Below are 19,629 nucleotides of genomic sequence, written 5' to 3' on the forward strand. Positions count from 1 at the left end.
GGCAACTCCCTGTGAAAGTAGGACGCTGCCAGGCAAACTCTGAAAGCACCCATGTTGTGGGTGCTTTTTTTTTATGTCTACCAAAGAAACACATCTCCTGGGAGCACTCAAAGCTGTACACCTTTTTTGAAGGCTCTGTTGCGGTCCACTGTTGATCAGATAAAAGAGCAGATGGATTCGGGGATAGCATGTGATGCGAAGAATCTCTGCCCGGTGCTTATGTCAAGGAAGCTCAGGCCATGCTCGAGGCATAGAAAATATTGTGAATGCGAATGAAATAAGCACGGATGGATGTGTCACTTGTACCATTGGGGGTGCAATCGAGCTTCTTTCACGAAAATCAACAACAAATGTAACAATGTTTGTTTCTCGGTGTCTTGGCAGAAGAAACGTCCCACTCGCTTTTTCCTTATGACCATAAGGAAAAAATAGGCACATTCCTTGTTGTTGACGCGTATGCTACTAGAAGAACAAGTGAAATCGTGACGACTTTGTATAAGAAGCAAAAAAGTGGCCATCCTATGTGTAAGGGGTGAAAACTATGAAACCGAGAAATGAAAGCGATTCTAGTGTAACTGAATTATGTTTAATATGTGAAAGAAAAAAAGAAAAAGGGATTCATATTGTAACAGCTTTTATTTGCTCAGAGTGTGAGCAGGATATTGTGCAGGCGACCACAGAGGATCCAAATTACCGCTTTTATATTGAAAGACTTAGAGAGATAAAGACTAACAAGCTGACTTCCTGAAGAGAAGGGCTTGTCTTTTTTTTTAAAAGAATATAAGGTTAAGGAATGAATGTAAAAAAGGATTGTAAACGATGAATAATCAGTATAAACGTCCTCTATATGACAAAGTTGCAGCTTTTGCAGGCAGCTCTCCTCTTTCTTTTCATGTTCCAGGACACAAGAATGGAGTTGTATTTCCCACCTTTTCCAAGGAACCCTTTTCCTCTCTGTTGCCTTTTGATCTCACAGAACTTGAGGGATTAGATGACCTTCATGAACCCGAGGGGGTCATAGGGGAAGCACAGGATCTTGCAGCAGATTTATACGGAACGTTATCAACTTTCTTTTTAGTGGGCGGCTCGACTGCTGGGAACCTTGCTATGATCATGTCTGCTTTTCAAGAAGGAGATAAAGTAGCTGTCCAAAGAGATGCTCATAAGTCAGTCATTAACGGCCTCAGGCTTGCTAAGGTCGAGCCTGTATTTATATCGCCGATTTATGACAATAAGACAGGACTTTCACTTGGAGTAACGATCGAAAGAATAAAGGAAGCTTTTCAATTATATAAAGGAATCAAAGGGATTGTATTAACATCTCCTACTTACTACGGGTGGGCTGCTCCTCTGCACAACATTATTGAGTATGTTCATGAGCAGGAAGGAGTAGTGTTAGTAGATGAGGCTCATGGTGCACATTTTGTTTATGGAGAACCTTTTCCCATACAAGCATTGGATCAGGGGGCTGATATGGTTGTTCAATCTGCCCATAAAACATTACCGGCTATGACAATGGGCGCATTTTTACATGTGAAAAGCTCCAGGCTTTTGAAAAAAGCAAAGGAGTATACTGGAATGCTTCAATCAAGCAGTCCATCTTATCCCATTATGATGTCACTGGATATTGCAAGAAGCTATCTGGCTCTCTTAACCAAAGAAGACAAACAGAAGATAAAAAACTCTCTTCTTTCTTTTCGACAAGAACTCCAGCAAATAGAAGAATTGGATATCGTGTTTCCTCCTCCTGGCATAAAGGATGATCTTCTAAAATGCACTCTCAAGGCGCCTTTCTCCCAAACAGGATGGGTTTTTCAGTCTTTTTTGCAAAAAGAGGGGGTCTACCCAGAACTAGCTGACCACCGGCATGTTTTATTGGTTCTGCCTCTATCGAGTGATTTCCCCTGGGACATAGCAGCAGAAAAAATAAGAAAAGCAGTGAAAAAAATGGCTGTTTACAAAGAGATACAGTCATCCAGGAGAGTTTGGTCCTTCCCGTTTCCTCCTATCACAAGGCTATCTTTTCCGATAAAGGAACTTGAAAACAAAGGCATCATTTCATGTCCCCTTGAGGAGGCAGAAGGTGAAATAGCTGCAGAGGACATGATTCCCTATCCTCCTGGTGTACCTTTGCTGTTAAAGGGTGAGAAAATTGACCGTCCCCGGTTGGATGCGTTAAGTGCCTGGCTTAAGGAAGGTGGAAGAATTCAGGGAGGAACAAAAGAGACAGATAAGTGTATGACTCTACGAATATATAAAGGATGACGAAAATGAAAAAGAATGGTTTATTCGTGACATTTGAAGGCGGCGAAGGTGCTGGAAAGACAACGGTGATAGAAGCCTATTATGAGAAATTAATAGAATCGGGATACCATGTAATTAAAACGAGAGAGCCCGGGGGAATAGATATTGCTGAACAAATCCGTCATATTATACTGACGCCCCAAAACACGGCAATGGAAGGCAGGACAGAAGCATTGCTGTATGCTGCTGCAAGAAGACAGCATTTAGTGGAGAAGGTTATTCCTGCCCTTGAACAAGGCGGGATTGTTCTTTGTGATAGATTCATTGACAGCAGCCTGGCCTATCAAGGATACGCTAGAAACATAGGAATAGAGGAAGTCCTGGCTATCAATGAATTTGCAATTGATCAGTATATGCCTGACTTGACCATTTACCTGGACATTGAGCCTCAGACAGGAATGAGGAGAATCCAAAAGAACAACAGTCGCGAGGTTAATCGATTAGATATGGAAAAAATTGAGTTTCATGACCAAGTGCGGGAGGCTTATCACAAATTATTAGAGAGATTCCCCGAACGAATACATAAGGTTGATGCAAACAGGGAGATAGAAAACGTTCTCGATGAGGTAAAACAAATCATTTCTCCTGCCTTACCAAACTTGTAAGCCGCAGCCTGCTTCTTTTAAAAAAAGGATTTTCATTGTAAGAGCAATCCAGTAAGATAACAGTAAAGAGTTCTCCCTTCCATGCTCTCCTTATTACGGCCCCTGGCGCTATCCAAGATTGGGAGAGCAGCTGAAACGGGAGATTATTACGAAGGAAGGGGTTAATATGAAACTTATTATTGCCGTGATTCAAGATAAGGACAGTAACCGTTTGTCTAATGCTCTGGTGGAGAATAATTTTCAAGCCACGAAATTAGCTAGTACAGGCGGGTTTTTAAAAGCAGGCAATACAACGTTTCTAATCGGGGTGAAGGACGAAGAGGTGGAAGACGTTCTTGGGATTATTCAAGGGAACTGTAAAGCTAGAGAACAGCTGGTAGCTCCTGTTTCACCAATGGGAGGCAATGCTGATTCTTATGTGCCTTACCCTGTAGAAGTGCAAGTGGGCGGGGCAACAGTGTTTATTATGCCTGTAGAACAATTTGAAAAGTTTTAATAATAGAGGGATCATATGGATTGGGAGACAATGAAAAAACAACAGCCAACGGTCTTTCAAATGCTTGAACGAAGCTTTGAAAAAAATCGGCTGGCTCATGCCTATATATTTGAAGGAACCAGAGGTGCAGGGAAAAAGGAAACAGCCATTCTCCTTGCCCAGCGGATGTTTTGTAGTAAACATCATAGAACGGTGCCTTGTGGCTCATGCAAAGACTGCACACGGATAAGACATGGAAATCATCCTGATGTTCTTCTAGTGGAGCCGGATGGGAAGTCAATAAAAAAAGGACAAGTAGAACAGCTTCAAAAAGAATTTGGATATAAAGGAATGGAGTCTTCTACAAAGGTTTATATCGTCAATGACTCTGATAAAATGACAGCAAGTGCTGCCAATAGCCTCTTAAAGTTTCTAGAGGAACCAGAAGGGGAAACGCTGGCAATTCTGCTTACTGAAAATATCCATTTTTTACTTGAAACGGTTATTTCTAGGTCGCAGGTTCTCACCTTTGCTCCACCTTCTTATGAAAGGAAAGCAAAACTGCTTGTATCCGAAGGCGTCGGCGAAAGTGTCGCACCGCTTCTTGCCAGACTTCCAGACCACCTCCTAGAAAGGTATAACGAGGACAAAGAGTGGATTGTACAAGGAAGAAGTCTAGTGATACAATTGACGGAAGAGGCGTTAAATAGGCCTCATCAAATGCTCTTAACGCTGCAGGATAAGTGGCTTGCCCATTTTAAGGATAGAGAAGAGCTGGATGCGGGGTTAGATTTGCTTCTCTTCTGGTACCGGGATCTTCTTACTGTACGACATGAGGAAACAGGTCTGGCTTTTCCAGAACAGCGGGATCAATTGAAGGCAGAAGCCTTTCAACGGACAGAACTGGAGGTTACCAGTCAGTTACAGGCTGTACTGGAAGCGAAGCGGCAGCTGCAAGCCAATGTTAACCCACAGCTCTTAATGGAGCGTTTACTGCTCCGTTTACAGGAGGGATTGTAACTTGCATCAAGTGGTAGGAGTACGATTTAAAAAAGCAGGGAAAATATATTATTTTTCACCTGGTGACTTAGCTATAGAAGAAGGACAATGGGTGATTGTTGAGACAGCCCGTGGCATAGAATATGGGAAAGTCGTTTTGGGAACAAAAGAAGTAGGAGAAGACGATGTTGTGCTCCCATTGAAGAAAGTGATTCGACTGGCCACAGAAAAAGACAATCAGAATGTGGCTGAAAACATGCAGCTTGCAAAAAAGGCTTATGATGTTTGCGTTAGCAAAATTAATGAACATAAGCTGGATATGAAGCTGGTGGAAGTAGAGTATACGTTTGACCGAAATAAGGTATTATTCTACTTTACTGCGGACGGGCGTATTGATTTCAGGGAACTCGTCAAGGATCTTGCTTCTATTTTCCGGACAAGGATTGAGTTACGTCAGATTGGTGTACGTGATGAAGCGAAAATGCTCGGTGGCGTAGGGCCGTGCGGACGTATACTTTGCTGTTCAACTTTCCTGGGTGATTTTGAGCCAGTCTCAATCAAGATGGCAAAAGATCAAAACTTATCTTTAAATCCGGCAAAAATATCTGGTTTGTGCGGTCGTTTAATGTGCTGTCTAAAATACGAAAATGACACATATGAAACAGCCAAGAAGGAATTACCTGATGTAGGCCAGCAAATTAAAACACCGGATGGAAAAGGAAAAGTCATTGGTTTAAATATCTTAGAAAGAGTAATCCAAGTATCTCTCAGTGACCCGGACCGGGTTCTTGAATACTCCCTGGAAGAAATAATGGATGAAGGCTCCTTGACGAGCTAAGGCGAAAGGATGGCGAGGTGGGAAAAAAGTGAACAAAAAAGAAATTTTCTCCCAGGTCATTCATATGGAAGAGAGAATAGGAGCTCTGCACGATGAGTTAGGAGAATTAAAAGAGCAGCTTGTCATGTTAATAGAGGAAAACCAGGCTCTCATGCTTGAAAACAAGCACTTGCGAAAGAGGCTTGACAATAAGGAAGAAGAAGCAGAGAAGAAAGAGACTGAAAAACCAACTCCCCACCTTAAAGCGAATCCTGGAGAAGGATATGATAATCTCGCCCGCCTTTACCATGAAGGGTTCCATATCTGCAACCTCCATTACGGAAGCTTGCGGGTAGATGGAGATTGTCTCTTTTGCCTATCCTTTTTAAATCAAAAATAATGAAGAGGCCTTTCCATGATGGAAAGGCCTTTTTTCAGGAATCATTTACTTATAAAGAAAAAAGGTAAAAGAAAGGAGAAGAAGGAATGAAAGAGGTAAAAGAGGGAGAACGGCTTGATTACATTAATAAAGGAAGGCTTCAAATTATTCAAAGCCCTTCGGTATTTTCTTTTTCCATTGATGCAGTGTTGCTGGCCCGTTTTGCCTCAGTACCGCGAACAAAAGGAAATATCATAGATTTTTGCTCTGGAAATGGCATCATCCCCCTTGTACTTACAGAAAGAAGTCAGGTACCTATCCTTGGCGTGGAAATCCAGCCGCTGCTGTGTGATATGGCTCGAAGAAGTGTGCAAATCAATAAAAAAGAAAAGCAAGTGACAATTAAGCAAGGAGATATCATTACAGTGGCGAAGGAAGCAGGGTCTGCTAAATTTGACTTGGTGACGTGCAACCCTCCTTATTTTGCTACAAAAGGGGAGAAAGAATATAATGAAAATCCACACCTTGCTATTGCCCGCCATGAAATATACTGCAGTCTGGAAGAAGTCATTCACGCATGCAGCCAAGTTGTAAAGCAAAAAGGTAAGGTGGCAATGGTGCATCGTCCAGAGCGGCTTTCAGAGATGATAACGCTTTTTGAGAAGCATCGAATAGCACCAAAAAGAGTGAAGTTTATTCACCCAAAGAAAGACAGAGATGCAAACATCGTTCTTCTCGAAGGAATAAAAGACGGAAAGCCAGGGATGGCCTGCCTTCCTCCTCTGTTTGTTTATGATGAAAAAGGAAGCTATACAAAGGAGTTTCAAAATTATTATGAAGGAAAATAAGCACTTTGTGTACATCTTAAAGTGCGGGGATGGCACTTATTACACCGGTTACACTACAGATGTGCAAAAAAGGCTGATCACACATGAGATGGGAAAGGGAGCGAAATATACAAGGGGAAGAGCACCTCTTTCCCTTGTGTATGAAAGTTCTTTTTCCACAAAGTCAGAAGCTCTGAAAGCTGAACGAGCAATAAAAAAACTAACTAAAGCCCAGAAGAAAAACTTAATTGATTCGGGGGAAAGTAAATGAACCAGCAAAAAAGCTATCATACAGCTGAGGCCGATAAAGGCCACTTATATCTTGTGCCGACACCCATAGGGAACCTGGAAGACATGACTTTCCGGGCAGTTCGTATCCTTCAGGAAGCAGATGTGATTTTAGCTGAAGATACAAGGCAGACGAGAAAGCTTTGTACTCACTTTGAAATTCCCGGCCCGCTTGACAGCTATCATGAACATAATAAAGAACAAAAGGAAGAAAAAGTGCTGGGCTACTTAAAAGAAGGGAAAACAGTAGCCTTGGTCAGTGATGCTGGCACTCCACTCGTTTCAGATCCAGGACAGGAGCTTGTATCTTCCTGTGTTCGTGCGGGTTTCTCTGTGATTCCTCTTCCTGGCGCAAATGCTGCTGTCACTGCCCTTATTGCATCAGGGTTAGCAGGAGGTCCCTTTTACTTTTATGGCTTTTTGCCAAGAAAAAACAAAGAGAAGGCAGAAATCCTGGATAAACTTTCCTATGTAGACGGCCCGGTTATTTTTTACGAATCCCCATACCGAATTGGTAAAACGGTTGAAGATATTGAAAAGCAGTGGGGAGATAGAGAAGCAGCCCTTGCCAGAGAGTTAACTAAGCGGCATGAAGAAATTTTCCGTGGAACCCTTACTACCATCAGGGAAGCTTTAGAAAAAGAGCCAGTCAAAGGAGAATGCTGTCTCATTGTTCAGGGGACTGGAAAAGCTCCGGTTGAAGAACAGGCGTGGTGGCAGGCTCTGGATCCTGCTGAGCATGTGAAGAGCTACATCAAGGAAGGGATGTCTTCAAAAGAGGCGATAAAGCAGGCTGCAAAGGATAGAGAGGTTCCAAAGCGTGAAGTCTACTCGGCTTTTCACGAGTTGGATTAAAAGGGGATAGTGAAAACAAAGACTCTATGCCACAATAAAAAAGGCAAAGCCTGATGAGGCTTTGCCTTTTTTTCTCTATCTATAAGAAATACATTTTTAAGTGTAAGCTTGTTATCTCTTTATCTATAAAGCTTATGCGTTTGTTTTGTGCTTATCGACGTATGACTGAAGATCCTTAATTACTTCTTCTGCGCCTTCAGGGCTTAAGATAATCTTTCCGTCCGCAATGGATACGTTGTCATCAGATACTTCACCAGTAACCTGACAAGTCATGTTAGGCTTGTACTTTTTCAGTACAATGCGGTCATGATCTACATAGATTTCAAGAGCGTCTTTTTCTGCAATATCTAACGTACGACGCAATTCAATAGGAATAACTACACGGCCAAGCTCATCAACCTTACGTACAATACCAGTAGATTTCATTAATAAATCCTCCTTATATTTTCATAGCTTTGTAGGAAGAGTCAATATTCGACAATTTTCTCTTTCTTCTTTCTAAATATACCAATCTTTAGAAAAGACGTCAATTATTATGCATAAAAAAATATTGAAGAAATTTGAAGAAATTGAAAATATATAGGAAAAATAGAAAAATAGTTTTTTATAAAGGCGTTTTATGTAAAAAGTGTTCCTTTGTTAATACAAACTAGCAAACTATGATTAATAATTTTCGACAAAATGCACCGAAACCAAAAATCAGCTGATACAAAAAATGGAAATTACAAATAATTCTTCCTATCCTTTTCAAGGAAGCTTGACACATGTTCTTCTCCTTCGATATAGTTTTTTTAAAAGACAGGAAATATGGAAACCATAGATGTAAATCCGATGAAGGGTAGAGTATGCGAAGAAGCTTCTCACAGAGAGCCGGAAAAGGTGAGAACCGGTGAGGCAGAACCGCAGAAAATGGGCCCAAGAGGAGTTCTTTCGAGTTGAAAGCCAACAAGGGTGAAACGTCTCCAGCGTTATATGGAACACTGCAAATATGTCTGGCAGCAGAGCAGTGAGAAGAGACCTTTGTTTCACATGAAACAAAGAAATTTGGGTGGTACCACGTGAGCGAAGCTTTCGTCCCTTAGCAGGATGAAGGCTTTTTTATGTCTTTTTAGAGAAAAGAAAGCATCTCTTTGTTTAGACTCTCGCCTTTTAACAAAGATGTAAGATTGGAAGGTGAGAGGAATGAAGCAGGCAGATGAAAAGAACATCAAATATCAAAATACATGAAGGAGGAAATAAAATGGCAAAGCAAAAAGAAACCTTCTATATTACAACTCCTATTTATTATCCAAGTGACAAGCTTCATATTGGTCATGCTTATACGACTGTAGCCGGAGACGCCATGGCAAGATACAAGCGTCTTCGTGGATATGATGTGCGCTATTTAACGGGAACCGATGAACATGGTCAAAAGATTGAAAGGAAAGCTGAAGAAAAAGGCCATAGTCCACAGGAATTTGTTGATGAGATTGTAAGTGGCATTCAAAATCTATGGGATAAACTTGATATTTCCTATGATGATTTTATCCGAACGACCGAGGACCGTCATAAAAAGGTAGTTCAAAAGATCTTTGAGCAGCTAAAAGAGCAGGGAGACATTTATCTTGACCACTATGAGGGCTGGTATTGTACGCCCTGTGAATCCTTTTATACAGAACACCAGCTGGAAGATGGGAAATGTCCGGATTGCGGGAGAGCTGTAGAAAAAGTAAGGGAAGAGTCTTACTTCTTTAGAATGAGCAAGTACGCTGACCGGCTCCTTGAGTTTTATGAGAAAAACCCTCAGTTTATACAGCCGGAAACAAGAAAAAATGAGATGATTAACAACTTTATTAAACCGGGACTTGAAGATTTGGCTGTATCACGAACGGCATTTTCATGGGGAGTCTCTGTAAAAAGCGACCCTAAGCATGTCGTGTACGTATGGATTGATGCGTTGTCTAACTATATCACAGCATTAGGATACGGAACAGATCAGCCTGATTTATATGAGAAATACTGGCCGGCAGACGTTCACTTAGTTGGAAAGGAGATCGTACGCTTTCACACTATTTACTGGCCGATCATGTTAATGGCTTTGGATCTGCCGCTGCCAAAGAAAGTGTTTGGCCATGGCTGGCTGCTTATGAAAGACGGAAAAATGTCGAAATCAAAGGGAAACGTCGTAGACCCTGTCCCATTAATTGACCGCTACGGCCTGGATGCCCTTCGTTATTATCTTCTCCGTGAAGTGCCATTTGGATCCGACGGAGTCTTTACTCCGGAAAGCTTCGTAGATCGGTTGAACTATGACCTGGCCAATGACCTTGGAAATTTACTAAACCGAACTGTAGCTATGATTAATAAGTATCTAGGAGGCTCCTTACCAGCGTACTTAAAGGACGGCACTTCTTTTGATAACTCATTGGTGGAGTTGGTAAATGCCACAGTTACAAAAGTCGAGAAAGCAATGGAAGACATGGAGTTTTCTGTGGCTCTTACAGCTATTTGGCAGCTCGTGAGCAGGACAAACAAATACATTGATGAAACACAGCCCTGGATTCTGGCAAAAGATGAGGGAGAAAAAGAACAGCTTGGCGCGGTGATGTACCATCTTGCTGAATCCCTGCGGTATATTTCCATTCTTATTCAGCCATTCATGACAGAAACACCAGGGAAGATATGGAAGCAGCTGGGGATTTCAAATGAGTTAACTGAGTGGGAAACAATGAAGGAATTTGGAAAGATACCGGAAGGGACTACCGTCGTAAAAAAAGGAACGCCTCTCTTCCCTCGTCTTGATGTAAAAGAAGAAACCGCTAATATTATTCGCGATATGGGCGGAGTAGTAAAAACAAATGAAGAAGAGAACAGTGAAAGGAAAGACCCAGAAGAAAACGCACAAGATACTGAAATTACCATAGATGATTTCTCTAAAGTAGATTTACGAGTAGCAGAAGTGCTGAAAGCAGAGCCAGTTAAAAAAGCAGACAAGCTGTTAAAAATCCAGCTGGATTTAGGTTACGAGAAACGACAGGTTGTCTCTGGCATTGCAAAATATTATACGCCTGAAGAGCTCGTCGGCAAAAAAGTGATCTGTGTGGTGAATTTAAAGCCTGTAAAACTTCGCGGCGAAATGTCACAAGGCATGATTCTTGCCGGATCAGAAGGAAAGCAGCTTACCTTGGCAACCATTGATGACAGTCTTCCAAACGGAGCGAAAGTGAATTAATTTAGTGAGAGAAGTCCGGCTTAAGCCGGACTTTTTTATCAATGGTACTACATGGGCTTACACACGATTCTTGAAGAAAAGCCCAGGGCTTATGTATAGTACAAAGATAGTAGAAGCTGAACAAAAGAGCTGAGGAGGATTCATAATGTTGTTTGATACACATGTTCATTTAAATGCAGATCAATTTGAAGAGGATGTGGAACAAGTCATTGAAAAAGCGCGGGGCGAAGGAGTTCGTTTAATGAATGTGGTCGGGTTTGACCGCAAAACAATCAAAGGAGCTCTGTCCCTGGCTGACAAATACGATTTTATTTATGCTTCTGTAGGCTGGCATCCCGTTGATGCGATAGATATGACAGAAGATGACTTGAAATGGTTAGAGGAGCTTTCTGAACATCCTAAAGTCGTAGCATTAGGAGAAATGGGGCTCGATTACCATTGGGATAAATCACCAAAGGAGGTCCAAAAAGAGGTCTTTAGAAAGCAAATACGACTTGCAAAGAAAGTAAACCTTCCAATCGTCATTCATGATCGAGATGCGCATCAGGATATAGTAGATATTCTCAAGGAAGAAAAAGCAGAAGAAGTAGGAGGAATTATGCACTGCTTTGGAGGAAGTTTAGAGATCGCCCGAGAGTGCTTAAAAATGAATTTTCATATCTCCTTTGGAGGGCCGGTGACTTTTAAAAATGCAAAAAGGCCAAAGGAAGTAGCAAAGGAAATTCCCATGGATAAGCTTCTTGTTGAAACGGACTGTCCATTTCTTGCTCCGCACCCATACAGAGGAAAAAGAAATGAGCCTGCTTACGTGAAGCTTGTTGCCGAGAAAATTGCTGAGCTGAAAGAACTTTCTCTGGAAGAAGTAGCGGAGCAAACGACAAGCAATGCAAAAAAACTTTTCAACATTAACTAAGTAATTTTGATAGCGGATCTTGTACATTCTCCTCCAAACGTGAGTTTTTTTCTTTAGGAATCCTTACAAATGCTGAATTAGTCGATAAATATTTCTTCTCCTTTTCCCCTGTTTTTTGCATAATGTCAACATATGCCAGCGCTTCTTTTATTGACATAAGGAGGGGAAGAAGCTAAACTTCTGATCTTGTATAGAACAGTACGTTTATACATGGCAGCGAAAGGGAGACCCTACGTCTCTTTATATATTTGTAAACCTTATGGAAAAGAGCACGCTAGTTAGGAGGAGAAGAAAATATGGACCTTAAGCAGAGACTCATGCCTTTAACAATGAGCATGAGAAAGAAGCTGATGGCCTTATTTGCTTTCATGCTGATAATTTCTATTTCTACATATGGGATATATGAAATGGCAAAGTCTTCGGTGACTATTGTGGTTGATGAAATGGAAGAAATAACAGCAGCCACTCATGCCCAAACGGTAGAAGAATTGTTCAGGGAGCAAGGGTTGCAAGTGAAAGATGCTGATGATGTAAGCCCTGACCTTACCTCTCCGATAGAAAACAATATGTCGGTTGAATGGACAAGGGCTGTACAAGTTGAAGTAATGATAGGGGATGACCTTGACGAGGTTTGGACGACAGCACGAACAGTTGAAGATTTAACATCAGAATTGGAAGTAGAAGTAAATAAACACGACTATATTAGTCATGACCTTGACCAGACTGTGGAAGAAGGATTAGCGCTGAGGTACGAACAAGCTTTTCCAGTAAGTGTAATTGTCGATGGTCAAGAAAAAGAGCTTTATACCACTTCGACTACTGTCGCTGATTTTTTACAGGAAGCTGAGGTTATCCTTGAGGAAGACGACCGGGTAAAACCGGAACTCAAGGAAAAGCTTACGAATGAAACAGAAATTCAAGTGACCAGGGTAGAAAAAATCACCGATGTAGTGGAAGAGGAGATAGATTTTAAAACTGTGACTTCCAAGGATGACAGTCTGGAAAGCGGAGAGAAAAGAGTAAACGAAAAAGGAGAAAAAGGACTTCTTGAAAAGAAGTATGAAGTGGTTCTTGAAGATGGAGAAGAGGTATCAAGGAAACTTGTAAAAGAAGAAAAAGTGAAAGAAAAGAAGGACAGGCTGGTGACAATAGGAAGCAAGCCATCAACGTCTGGGCAAAGCAACAAGCAGACACAATCAGCACCTGAACAAGACAGCTCTCCTTCCCCTACGAACAGCACTTCTTCAGCACAGAGCAGCTCTGGTCCGGAACATGAGCAGGATACACAGGAAGAAGAAGAAACTGTTACGATGGAAGCAACTGCTTATACAGCGGACTGTAAAGGGTGCAGTGGAAAGACGGCTACGGGAATTGACTTAAATAATAATCCAGATAAAAAGGTGGTAGCGGTCGACCCCGATGTGATCCCACTTGGAAGTGAAGTACATGTGGAGGGCTATGGGAGGGCTGTGGCTGGTGATACAGGAGGAGCCATCCAAGGAAACCGTATTGACCTTCATGTGCCTACCACTTCTGAGGCCACTAGCTTTGGCCGCAGAACGGTAGAAGTTACAATCATTGACTAAACGAAGGGGAGCCCCTCAGCCAAGTTGACTTTAGTTCCCTGCAGATGAATGCCTGTAAACTGCAGCCGGATAAGAAATAGCTGAAGAGGACGCAATGAATGGTCTTTGTTCATGTGACTTCCAAAGACAGTCGTCAAACTGTTTCGTGCACATCATTGAGTGCGTTACTGGAACCGTGGGGTAAGGTCTTAAAAGGGTTGGATAACTTGTTATATATAAGCCATTTCCCCTCTTATATCCGGCAAGGCTTAATGATTTTTCTTCGCCATAAAGGTGCAAATTACGAAATTGATGTAGAAACTGGAATAATACTAGCATGTTGAGTACGATTCAAACAGGATTCTCCTTTGGTGATGGGTGGTTGGACCTCCCTCATCATAGCGGAGAGTCCTTTTTTTGCTGGACTGTCATTCCTAAAGAAATTAAGAATGCAACGTCCCTGGGAAATGACAATTTTCCAATAGGATGAAGTGTTGCCGGCCATGGTTGGAGTTGAAGGGAAGGTTGAACGGATAACGTACTTGTACCGTTGCGTAAAAGCACCTCCATCCAGCGGTTGCAAATCACAGCTTTTAGCAGTTTTCTAAAGAAGGAGGCGCTTGCTCAATAGGGATCAGCTTTTTTGGGGTAAAATAAAGAAAGAGATAAAGCCTTTCATGTATAATAGATAACGACTTTTGGACTTTGAAGTGTAAATGAGTAAACTTGGAGGAAACATGAAAATAAAAGAGTGTATTGTAGTGGAAGGAAAAGACGATACAACGGCGATTAAACAGGCAGTGGATGCAGATACAATAGAAACAAATGGTTCTGCCGTCTCCCACGGGGTCATTAAGAGGATTAAGCTTGCCATGGAACGGCGAGGAGTGATTGTGTTTACGGATCCGGACACGCCTGGTGATCGTATCCGCAGAATAGTAAGTGAAGCAGTTCCAGGCTGCAAGCATGCCTTCCTGCCAAAACGAAAAGCCCTTTCTCAGAACAAAGGAAGCAGCATCGGAGTAGAGCACGCCTCTCCAGAAGCAATCAGGGAAGCTCTCGCGGCTATCAGAACTGAGAGGGAAGAACAAACTTCTCAAACCATAAGCCAGCAGGATTTAATGGACGCAGGGCTCCTGGCCGGACCTTTTGCACGAAAAAGAAGAGAACGGTTGGGAGAGGAGCTTGGCATAGGGTACGCTAACGGGAAGCAGCTTTTAAAAAGACTGGAAGTATTTTGTATTACCGAGGATGAATTCGCCCGAGCAGTTATGACGGTAATAGAGGAGGAAGATACAAAGTGACAAAAGACATTGCCACTCCAATTCGCACGCGAGAAATACTTAACAATCATAAATTCTCATTTAAAAAAAGCCTAGGACAAAACTTTTTGATTGATGTGAACATCCTGAGAAAGATTGTAGATGCCACAGGCCTGACACAAGAGGATGGAGCAATTGAAGTTGGCCCCGGCATAGGGGCGCTGACAGAACAGCTGGCCAAAAGAACAAAAAAGGTTACGGCTTTTGAAATTGATCAGCGTCTTATCCCTATTTTGCAAGATACGTTAGCTCCCTACAGCCATGTAGCGGTGCATCATCAAGATATACTAAAAGCTGATGTGAAGTCAGTAATAGAAAACGATATGCAAGATGTAAGACGTGTGGGAGTGGTGGGCAATCTCCCGTATTATGTTACGACTCCTATTCTCATGTCTTTGTTGGAGCAGGACCTTCCTGTCAGCGGCTACACAGTCATGATTCAAAAAGAAGTCGCGGATCGCATTGCTGCAAAGCCGGGTACCAAGGATTATGGTTCTTTATCTATTGCTGTTCAGTATCACGCGAAAGCAAAGAAAGTGATGACTGTCCCAAAGACCGTCTTTGTTCCCCAGCCTAATGTTGATTCAGCTATCCTTCACTTAGAGCTTCTTGAAGAGCCTCCAATAAAAGTTCCAGATAAGGATTTTTATTTTCAGGTTGTACGAGCCTCCTTTGCCCAAAGACGCAAAACCCTTCTGAACAATCTTCAGCATAATCTGTTAGGTAAGGAACAAAAACAGGAAATTATTCAGGCTCTGGAGGAAGCAGGCATTGATTCTCAGCGGCGGGGAGAAACCTTGTCCATGGAGGAGTTCTCTCGCTTAAGTTTTGCTTTGTACCCCCTTTATAATCAAGGGTAATCCAAGGGGATCACTAGAATAAACTAATTACAGAGTGGGCAGGCACACCTCTTTTTGCTGTGCATAGGCTATGTGGTGAAGGAGGAGTGTCTAATGGGCTTTCAAGCAGGTGACTTGGTAGCGAGATACTCGTATAACTGCGATATTTTGTTTAGAATTACGGCGGTTAAGGATGGGAAAGCCGAGCTGATTGGAGAAGAGGTTCGGCTTCAGGCGGATTCTCCGTTGTCGGATTTAAAAAAAATTGACGATCAGGAAAGAGAAAAACGTCAGAAGGAATCCAAAGAAAAAGAGGAAAACTGCTATCGCCTTTTCCGTCAGGAATGCAGGCTCTTAAAAGAAAGAAATGAGTATGAAACAACGGATAGTTATTCCTCATCGACTCCTTATTTTGAAATGAGAGGAAGGGTTCTCCATCTGGATGGAGACCCCTCTTATTTGGAAAAGTGTACGGCTTTATATGATCGTTTGGGGATTCCGGTATATGGTGTCCATCTTCCTGAAAAAGAAATGCCTAATCAAGTTGCCTCTCTTCTTCATATGGTCCGTCCGGATATTTTAGTAATAACCGGCCACGATGCCTATTTGCCTTCTAGAGGAGAAGAAAATGATCTTAAGGCATACCGGCATTCAAAAGCGTTTGGCCAGACAGTGCGGGAGGCGAGAAACATTGTACCCCAGCTGGATGATCTCGTTATCTTTGCAGGGGCATGCCAGTCCTATTTTGAGTGGCTGATTAAAGCAGGGGCTAACTTTGCCAGTGCTCCGAATAGAGTCAACATCCATGCCTTGGACCCGGTTTATATTGCTGCCAAAATAAGCTTGACACCGTTCATGGATCAAGTGAGTATCCTTCAGCTTATCCGGAATACAATAACCGGTGAAGAGGGACTGGGTGGACTGGAGACAAAAGGAGTGCTTCGCAGAGGCGTACCGTGGAAAAGTGAAGATTCTGCATTGAACCGCTAGCCAAAAAGGTGAGCGGTTTTTTGTACGCCTCCTTATTTCAGAAAGGAGAAAATAAAAATATTTTTAGCGAAGGAAAAAAGGCAGGAGTGTCGAGAAAGCAAGGAAAAAAAACCTCTATAATGTGGAAGTATGTATGTATTTATCGAAAACCCTTTTAAATAATAAAAATAATCACTAGTTTTTTACATATTTTTGAGAAAGTGGTACAGACTAAACAAAGCAGTAGCAGATGGAGAGGGTTAAAGGTTATTGACAACACTTTCAAAACACTGTTATAATAAAAAATTTTATTTGACAATGTGAAGGTGAAGTGATACAATTCATATTAGTGAGGTGGGTATTAACTATGGGAAAAACGCTGGTCGAAATTAAACAAGCTTTAGATGCCAATGTAGGTAAACGAGTGACAGTAAAGGCGAACGGCGGAAGAAGAAAGACTGTAGAACGCTCTGGGCTGATTGAAGAGACATATCCTTCAGTTTTTATTGTTAAGCTGGATAGGGAAAAGTATCCAATTGAAAGGATTTCCTACAGTTACACAGACGTGCTCACCAAGACGGTTCAGCTCACGCTTACAGAAGAAGAAGAGCTGCAAGCATAACAAACATACCAGCTCCCAGTTATGGGAGAAGATGGCTTTCTGTTCTTTGGGCAGAAAGCTATATTTATGTCTGTTTAAGCTCATACTATTCTTGACCAGCGGTGAAAAAAGGGGCTGGTGACCTTGAGTCGCAGACGAGGAATCATGTCCGAGAATTTCAAGTATGAGTTGGCCAAAGATCTGGGATTTTATGAAACCGTGCAAAAAGAAGGATGGGGTGGAATCAAATCTCGTGATGCAGGAAACATGGTCAAACGTGCAATAGAAATGGCCGAAGAACAGATGGCAGGAAAGAAGTAACATTACACCGCTGGTTTTGGGTCAGGCATTCATGCCTGACCCCTATTTTTTCTGTACATGGCTTCATTTTTCGACTAAAATGGACAGATGATAAGCAATATGAAAGGAAACAAAGCAAATGAAGGAGAATGGAACGTGAAGCTATCTGTAAAAGCTCCTGCCAAAATAAATTTATCCCTTGATGTTCTGAACAAGCGGGAAGATGGCTACCATGAAGTCAAAATGGTTATGACACAGGTTGATCTTGCTGACAGGGTGGAACTTCAAAGCCAAGAAGGAACTAAAATCACTGTTGAGATGTCCTCAGGTTTAGTGCCAACCGATAACCGAAATTTAGCTTATCAGGCTGCTGCCCTGCTGCAAAAGCGATTTACTGTGAATCAAGGGGTCTCAATTTACATAAAAAAGAACATCCCGGTAGCTGCAGGCTTAGCCGGAGGAAGCAGTGACGCTGCTGCTGTGTTAAAGGGATTAAATATCCTTTGGGACCTTCATTTAAGCAAAGAAGAGCTTGCTGACCTGGGGGCAGAAATCGGTTCCGATGTTTCGTTTTGTGTTTACGGAGGAACAGCCCTTGCTACAGGCAGAGGAGAAATTATTCAGCCACTGTCTTCGCCGCCTCCTTGCTGGGTAATCCTGGCAAAACCGCCGATTGGAGTATCTACTGCCGATGTGTACCGACGACTCAGCATCGATCAATCAAAGCCAAATTGTTCGGATATCATGAAGAGAGCCATTGAAGAACATGATTATAAAAAAATCTGCGACATGCTTTCTAATGATTTGGAAGACGTTACGCTGAAGATGCATCCAGAGGTAAAACAAATAAAAAAGCGAATGGAAAAGTCCGGTGTTGATGCAGCATTAATGAGCGGCAGCGGGCCTACTGTTTTCGGTCTAATTCAAAAAGAAGCAAGAGTTCATCGTGTATATAATGCCCTGAGAGGATTTTGTGACCAGGTTTATGCCGTCCGTTTAATTAGTCAGCCCAACACTTGATAAAATCCGTACAAAGATGGTATATTAAACTAAAATATTCGGTTTTTTCCGGAGGGGCTTATGAAAAAAATGAAACGCAGCGGACGTCTAGTTGACATGACTCATTTTCTCTTACAGCATCCGCACCAGTTAATCTCGTTAAGTTATTTTGCCGATCGATATACATCTGCTAAATCCTCAATTAGTGAAGATTTAGGTATCGTAAAAGAGATGTTTGAATCACAGAGTATCGGATCTCTTTTAACCATTCCCGGGGCAAACGGCGGGGTGAAATATGTTCCCACTGTTGCTCCTGAAGAAGGGGAAGAGATTATTTATAACCTTTGCAGGAAGCTAGAAGATCCGGAGCGGCTGTTGCCAGGCGGGTATTTATACATGATGGACATTCTTGGTTATCCCCGGTTAATGAATGAAATTGGACGATTATATGCAGCTGTATTTGCAGATCAGAAGATTGATGCCGTGATGACTGTAGCTACCAAGGGAATACCGCTTGCTTATGCGGTAGGCTCCTATTTGGACGTGCCAGTGAGCATCGTGAGAAGAGATCATCGGGTCACGGAAGGCTCAATGGTAAGCATTAATTATGTCTCTGGTTCATCGAAGCGGATTCAAACCATGTCTCTTGCCCGCCGCAGCCTGCCAGAAGGTGCCAATGTATTAATTGTGGATGACTTTATGAAAGCGGGAGGCACTGCTTTAGGCATGATGGATCTCTTGAAGGAATTCCGCGCCAACGTGGTCGGGATTGGTGTTCTTGTAGAAGCAGAAGATGTGGAAGAACGCCTTGTTACCGATTACGTGTCAATCACCAGACTGGCTCAGGTAAATGAAAAACAAAAAGAAATAAAAGTGGTACCAGGAAATTGTCTCGACAAAATCAAAGAGGTGGTCAAAGCATGAAAAAAGTATACACGACCAAGGCACCAGAAGCCATCGGTCCTTATAGTCAAGGGATTATAGTAAACAATATATTTTATAGTTCAGGCCAAATTCCTCTTACTCCGGAAATGGAAATCGTAGAAGGCGGAGTTCAGGAGCAGACCCATCAGGTCTTTCAAAACCTCAAAGCTGTCCTTGCTGAAGCCGGAGCATCACTGGACACCGTGGTAAAAGCCACCGTTTTCATAAAAAATATGGACGAATTTCCGTTAATCAATGAAGTATACGGTGAATATTTCAGTGAGCATCAGCCAGCTCGTTCTTGTGTAGAAGTGGCACGTCTTCCAAAGGATGTGCTTGTGGAAATTGAAGTAATTGCTCTTATAAAAGGGTAGAAGAACCATTTGAATCCACCCTTCTTTTCTTCAGAAAAATAAAAGGAACAAAAAAATATTATT

22 protein-coding genes are annotated in these 19,629 nt (G+C 42.2%); 21 read left to right on the forward strand and 1 reads right to left on the reverse strand.

Going from position 1 to position 19,629, the window contains the following annotated elements; translation table 11 throughout:
• Positions 1-541: 541 nt before the first annotated feature.
• The 10 genes from ACFPU1_RS16785 (at position 542) to rsmI (ending at position 7,549) form a co-directional block, all read left to right on the forward strand.
• On the forward strand, positions 542-748 hold the full coding sequence (locus ACFPU1_RS16785) for a sigma factor G inhibitor Gin (protein WP_054637325.1): 207 nt from the start codon (positions 542-544) through the stop codon (positions 746-748).
• A gap of 71 nt (positions 749-819) precedes the next feature.
• On the forward strand, positions 820-2,265 hold the full coding sequence (locus ACFPU1_RS16790) for an aminotransferase class I/II-fold pyridoxal phosphate-dependent enzyme (protein WP_385943150.1): 1,446 nt from the start codon (positions 820-822) through the stop codon (positions 2,263-2,265).
• Positions 2,266-2,270: 5 nt separating this feature from the next.
• Complete coding sequence (gene tmk, locus ACFPU1_RS16795) at positions 2,271-2,909, forward strand: dTMP kinase (protein ID WP_385943152.1); 639 nt, start codon at positions 2,271-2,273, stop codon at positions 2,907-2,909.
• Between the two features lie 166 nt (positions 2,910-3,075).
• Complete coding sequence (locus ACFPU1_RS16800; protein ID WP_054637330.1) at positions 3,076-3,405, forward strand: cyclic-di-AMP receptor; 330 nt, start codon at positions 3,076-3,078, stop codon at positions 3,403-3,405.
• 15 nt (positions 3,406-3,420) lie between these two features.
• Complete coding sequence (gene holB / locus ACFPU1_RS16805) at positions 3,421-4,404, forward strand: DNA polymerase III subunit delta' (protein WP_385943154.1); 984 nt, start codon at positions 3,421-3,423, stop codon at positions 4,402-4,404.
• Between the two features lies 1 nt (position 4,405).
• Positions 4,406-5,221 (forward strand): PSP1 domain-containing protein, encoded by an 816-nt coding sequence (locus ACFPU1_RS16810; RefSeq protein WP_054637332.1) that lies wholly within the window; start codon positions 4,406-4,408, stop codon positions 5,219-5,221.
• 28 nt (positions 5,222-5,249) lie between these two features.
• The gene (gene yabA / locus ACFPU1_RS16815; protein WP_100400527.1) at positions 5,250-5,600 is read left to right on the forward strand and encodes a DNA replication initiation control protein YabA; all 351 of its coding nucleotides are present in this window, start codon (positions 5,250-5,252) and stop codon (positions 5,598-5,600) included.
• An 86-nt stretch (positions 5,601-5,686) separates the two neighbouring features.
• Positions 5,687-6,427: a tRNA1(Val) (adenine(37)-N6)-methyltransferase gene (locus ACFPU1_RS16820; protein WP_385943156.1), complete on the forward strand. Its 741-nt coding sequence runs from the start codon at positions 5,687-5,689 to the stop codon at positions 6,425-6,427.
• Entirely contained in the window at positions 6,414-6,677 is a 264-nt protein-coding gene (locus tag ACFPU1_RS16825) for a GIY-YIG nuclease family protein (protein WP_054637333.1), read from the forward strand. The genes ACFPU1_RS16820 and ACFPU1_RS16825 overlap by 14 nt, the downstream gene beginning before the upstream one ends.
• Positions 6,674-7,549, forward strand: coding sequence for a 16S rRNA (cytidine(1402)-2'-O)-methyltransferase (rsmI, locus tag ACFPU1_RS16830; protein WP_385943158.1), 876 nt, complete (start codon positions 6,674-6,676; stop codon positions 7,547-7,549). The genes ACFPU1_RS16825 and rsmI overlap by 4 nt, the downstream gene beginning before the upstream one ends.
• Before the next feature lie 132 nt (positions 7,550-7,681).
• On the opposite strand, the gene ACFPU1_RS16835 is transcribed toward rsmI, so the two are convergent.
• Positions 7,682-7,975, reverse strand: a complete 294-nt coding sequence (locus tag ACFPU1_RS16835) for an AbrB/MazE/SpoVT family DNA-binding domain-containing protein (protein ID WP_054637334.1) — start codon at positions 7,973-7,975, stop codon at positions 7,682-7,684.
• An 814-nt stretch (positions 7,976-8,789) separates the two neighbouring features.
• Between ACFPU1_RS16835 and metG the strand changes: the two genes are divergently transcribed.
• The 11 genes from metG (at position 8,790) to ACFPU1_RS16890 (ending at position 19,566) form a co-directional block, all read left to right on the forward strand.
• Complete coding sequence (gene metG, locus ACFPU1_RS16840; protein WP_385943160.1) at positions 8,790-10,760, forward strand: methionine--tRNA ligase; 1,971 nt, start codon at positions 8,790-8,792, stop codon at positions 10,758-10,760.
• A 145-nt stretch (positions 10,761-10,905) separates the two neighbouring features.
• Positions 10,906-11,673, forward strand: a complete 768-nt coding sequence (locus ACFPU1_RS16845) for a TatD family hydrolase (protein WP_054637335.1) — start codon at positions 10,906-10,908, stop codon at positions 11,671-11,673.
• Between the two features lie 296 nt (positions 11,674-11,969).
• Positions 11,970-13,259, forward strand: coding sequence for a ubiquitin-like domain-containing protein (locus ACFPU1_RS16850; RefSeq protein WP_385943162.1), 1,290 nt, complete (start codon positions 11,970-11,972; stop codon positions 13,257-13,259).
• A gap of 716 nt (positions 13,260-13,975) precedes the next feature.
• Positions 13,976-14,542 (forward strand): ribonuclease M5, encoded by a 567-nt coding sequence (rnmV, locus tag ACFPU1_RS16855; protein WP_385943164.1) that lies wholly within the window; start codon positions 13,976-13,978, stop codon positions 14,540-14,542.
• Positions 14,539-15,420 carry a 16S rRNA (adenine(1518)-N(6)/adenine(1519)-N(6))-dimethyltransferase RsmA gene (rsmA, locus tag ACFPU1_RS16860; RefSeq protein WP_385943166.1) on the forward strand — a complete coding sequence of 294 codons (882 nt, stop codon included), beginning with the start codon at positions 14,539-14,541 and terminating at the stop codon, positions 15,418-15,420. The genes rnmV and rsmA overlap by 4 nt, the downstream gene beginning before the upstream one ends.
• A gap of 93 nt (positions 15,421-15,513) precedes the next feature.
• Positions 15,514-16,389 carry a sporulation peptidase YabG gene (yabG, locus tag ACFPU1_RS16865; protein WP_054637337.1) on the forward strand — a complete coding sequence of 292 codons (876 nt, stop codon included), beginning with the start codon at positions 15,514-15,516 and terminating at the stop codon, positions 16,387-16,389.
• A 346-nt stretch (positions 16,390-16,735) separates the two neighbouring features.
• A complete protein-coding gene (locus tag ACFPU1_RS16870) occupies positions 16,736-16,990 on the forward strand; it encodes a Veg family protein (RefSeq protein ID WP_100400538.1) in 255 nt (84 codons plus the stop codon).
• A 123-nt stretch (positions 16,991-17,113) separates the two neighbouring features.
• The gene (locus ACFPU1_RS16875) at positions 17,114-17,290 is read left to right on the forward strand and encodes a small, acid-soluble spore protein, alpha/beta type (RefSeq protein WP_054637338.1); all 177 of its coding nucleotides are present in this window, start codon (positions 17,114-17,116) and stop codon (positions 17,288-17,290) included.
• 135 nt (positions 17,291-17,425) lie between these two features.
• Positions 17,426-18,289, forward strand: coding sequence for a 4-(cytidine 5'-diphospho)-2-C-methyl-D-erythritol kinase (ispE, locus tag ACFPU1_RS16880; RefSeq protein WP_385943168.1), 864 nt, complete (start codon positions 17,426-17,428; stop codon positions 18,287-18,289).
• 60 nt (positions 18,290-18,349) lie between these two features.
• Positions 18,350-19,192, forward strand: coding sequence for a pur operon repressor (gene purR, locus ACFPU1_RS16885; RefSeq protein WP_054637339.1), 843 nt, complete (start codon positions 18,350-18,352; stop codon positions 19,190-19,192).
• Complete coding sequence (locus ACFPU1_RS16890) at positions 19,189-19,566, forward strand: RidA family protein (protein WP_054637340.1); 378 nt, start codon at positions 19,189-19,191, stop codon at positions 19,564-19,566. Before purR ends, ACFPU1_RS16890 begins: the two co-directional genes overlap by 4 nt.
• Positions 19,567-19,629 lie beyond the last annotated feature (63 nt).

The organism is Thalassorhabdus alkalitolerans (assembly GCF_042656525.1).
Lineage (GTDB): Bacteria > Bacillota > Bacilli > Bacillales > Marinococcaceae > Thalassorhabdus > Thalassorhabdus alkalitolerans.

Excerpts from the sequence above, each read along its gene's own strand:
- ACFPU1_RS16785 (WP_054637325.1), top strand. The coding sequence starts at position 542 with ATGAAACCGAGAAATGAAAGCGATTCTAGTGTAACTGAATTATGTTTA.
- ACFPU1_RS16790 (WP_385943150.1), top strand. The coding sequence starts at position 820 with ATGAATAATCAGTATAAACGTCCTCTATATGACAAAGTTGCAGCTTTT.
- tmk (WP_385943152.1), top strand. The coding sequence starts at position 2,271 with ATGAAAAAGAATGGTTTATTCGTGACATTTGAAGGCGGCGAAGGTGCT.
- ACFPU1_RS16800 (WP_054637330.1), top strand. The coding sequence starts at position 3,076 with ATGAAACTTATTATTGCCGTGATTCAAGATAAGGACAGTAACCGTTTG.
- holB (WP_385943154.1), top strand. The coding sequence starts at position 3,421 with ATGGATTGGGAGACAATGAAAAAACAACAGCCAACGGTCTTTCAAATG.
- ACFPU1_RS16820 (WP_385943156.1), top strand. The coding sequence starts at position 5,687 with ATGAAAGAGGTAAAAGAGGGAGAACGGCTTGATTACATTAATAAAGGA.
- ACFPU1_RS16825 (WP_054637333.1), top strand. The coding sequence starts at position 6,414 with ATGAAGGAAAATAAGCACTTTGTGTACATCTTAAAGTGCGGGGATGGC.
- rsmI (WP_385943158.1), top strand. The coding sequence starts at position 6,674 with ATGAACCAGCAAAAAAGCTATCATACAGCTGAGGCCGATAAAGGCCAC.
- ACFPU1_RS16835 (WP_054637334.1), bottom strand. The coding sequence starts at position 7,975 with ATGAAATCTACTGGTATTGTACGTAAGGTTGATGAGCTTGGCCGTGTA.
- metG (WP_385943160.1), top strand. The coding sequence starts at position 8,790 with ATGGCAAAGCAAAAAGAAACCTTCTATATTACAACTCCTATTTATTAT.
- ACFPU1_RS16845 (WP_054637335.1), top strand. The coding sequence starts at position 10,906 with ATGTTGTTTGATACACATGTTCATTTAAATGCAGATCAATTTGAAGAG.
- ACFPU1_RS16850 (WP_385943162.1), top strand. The coding sequence starts at position 11,970 with ATGGACCTTAAGCAGAGACTCATGCCTTTAACAATGAGCATGAGAAAG.
- rnmV (WP_385943164.1), top strand. The coding sequence starts at position 13,976 with ATGAAAATAAAAGAGTGTATTGTAGTGGAAGGAAAAGACGATACAACG.
- yabG (WP_054637337.1), top strand. The coding sequence starts at position 15,514 with ATGGGCTTTCAAGCAGGTGACTTGGTAGCGAGATACTCGTATAACTGC.
- ACFPU1_RS16870 (WP_100400538.1), top strand. The coding sequence starts at position 16,736 with ATGGGAAAAACGCTGGTCGAAATTAAACAAGCTTTAGATGCCAATGTA.
- purR (WP_054637339.1), top strand. The coding sequence starts at position 18,350 with ATGAAAAAAATGAAACGCAGCGGACGTCTAGTTGACATGACTCATTTT.
- ACFPU1_RS16890 (WP_054637340.1), top strand. The coding sequence starts at position 19,189 with ATGAAAAAAGTATACACGACCAAGGCACCAGAAGCCATCGGTCCTTAT.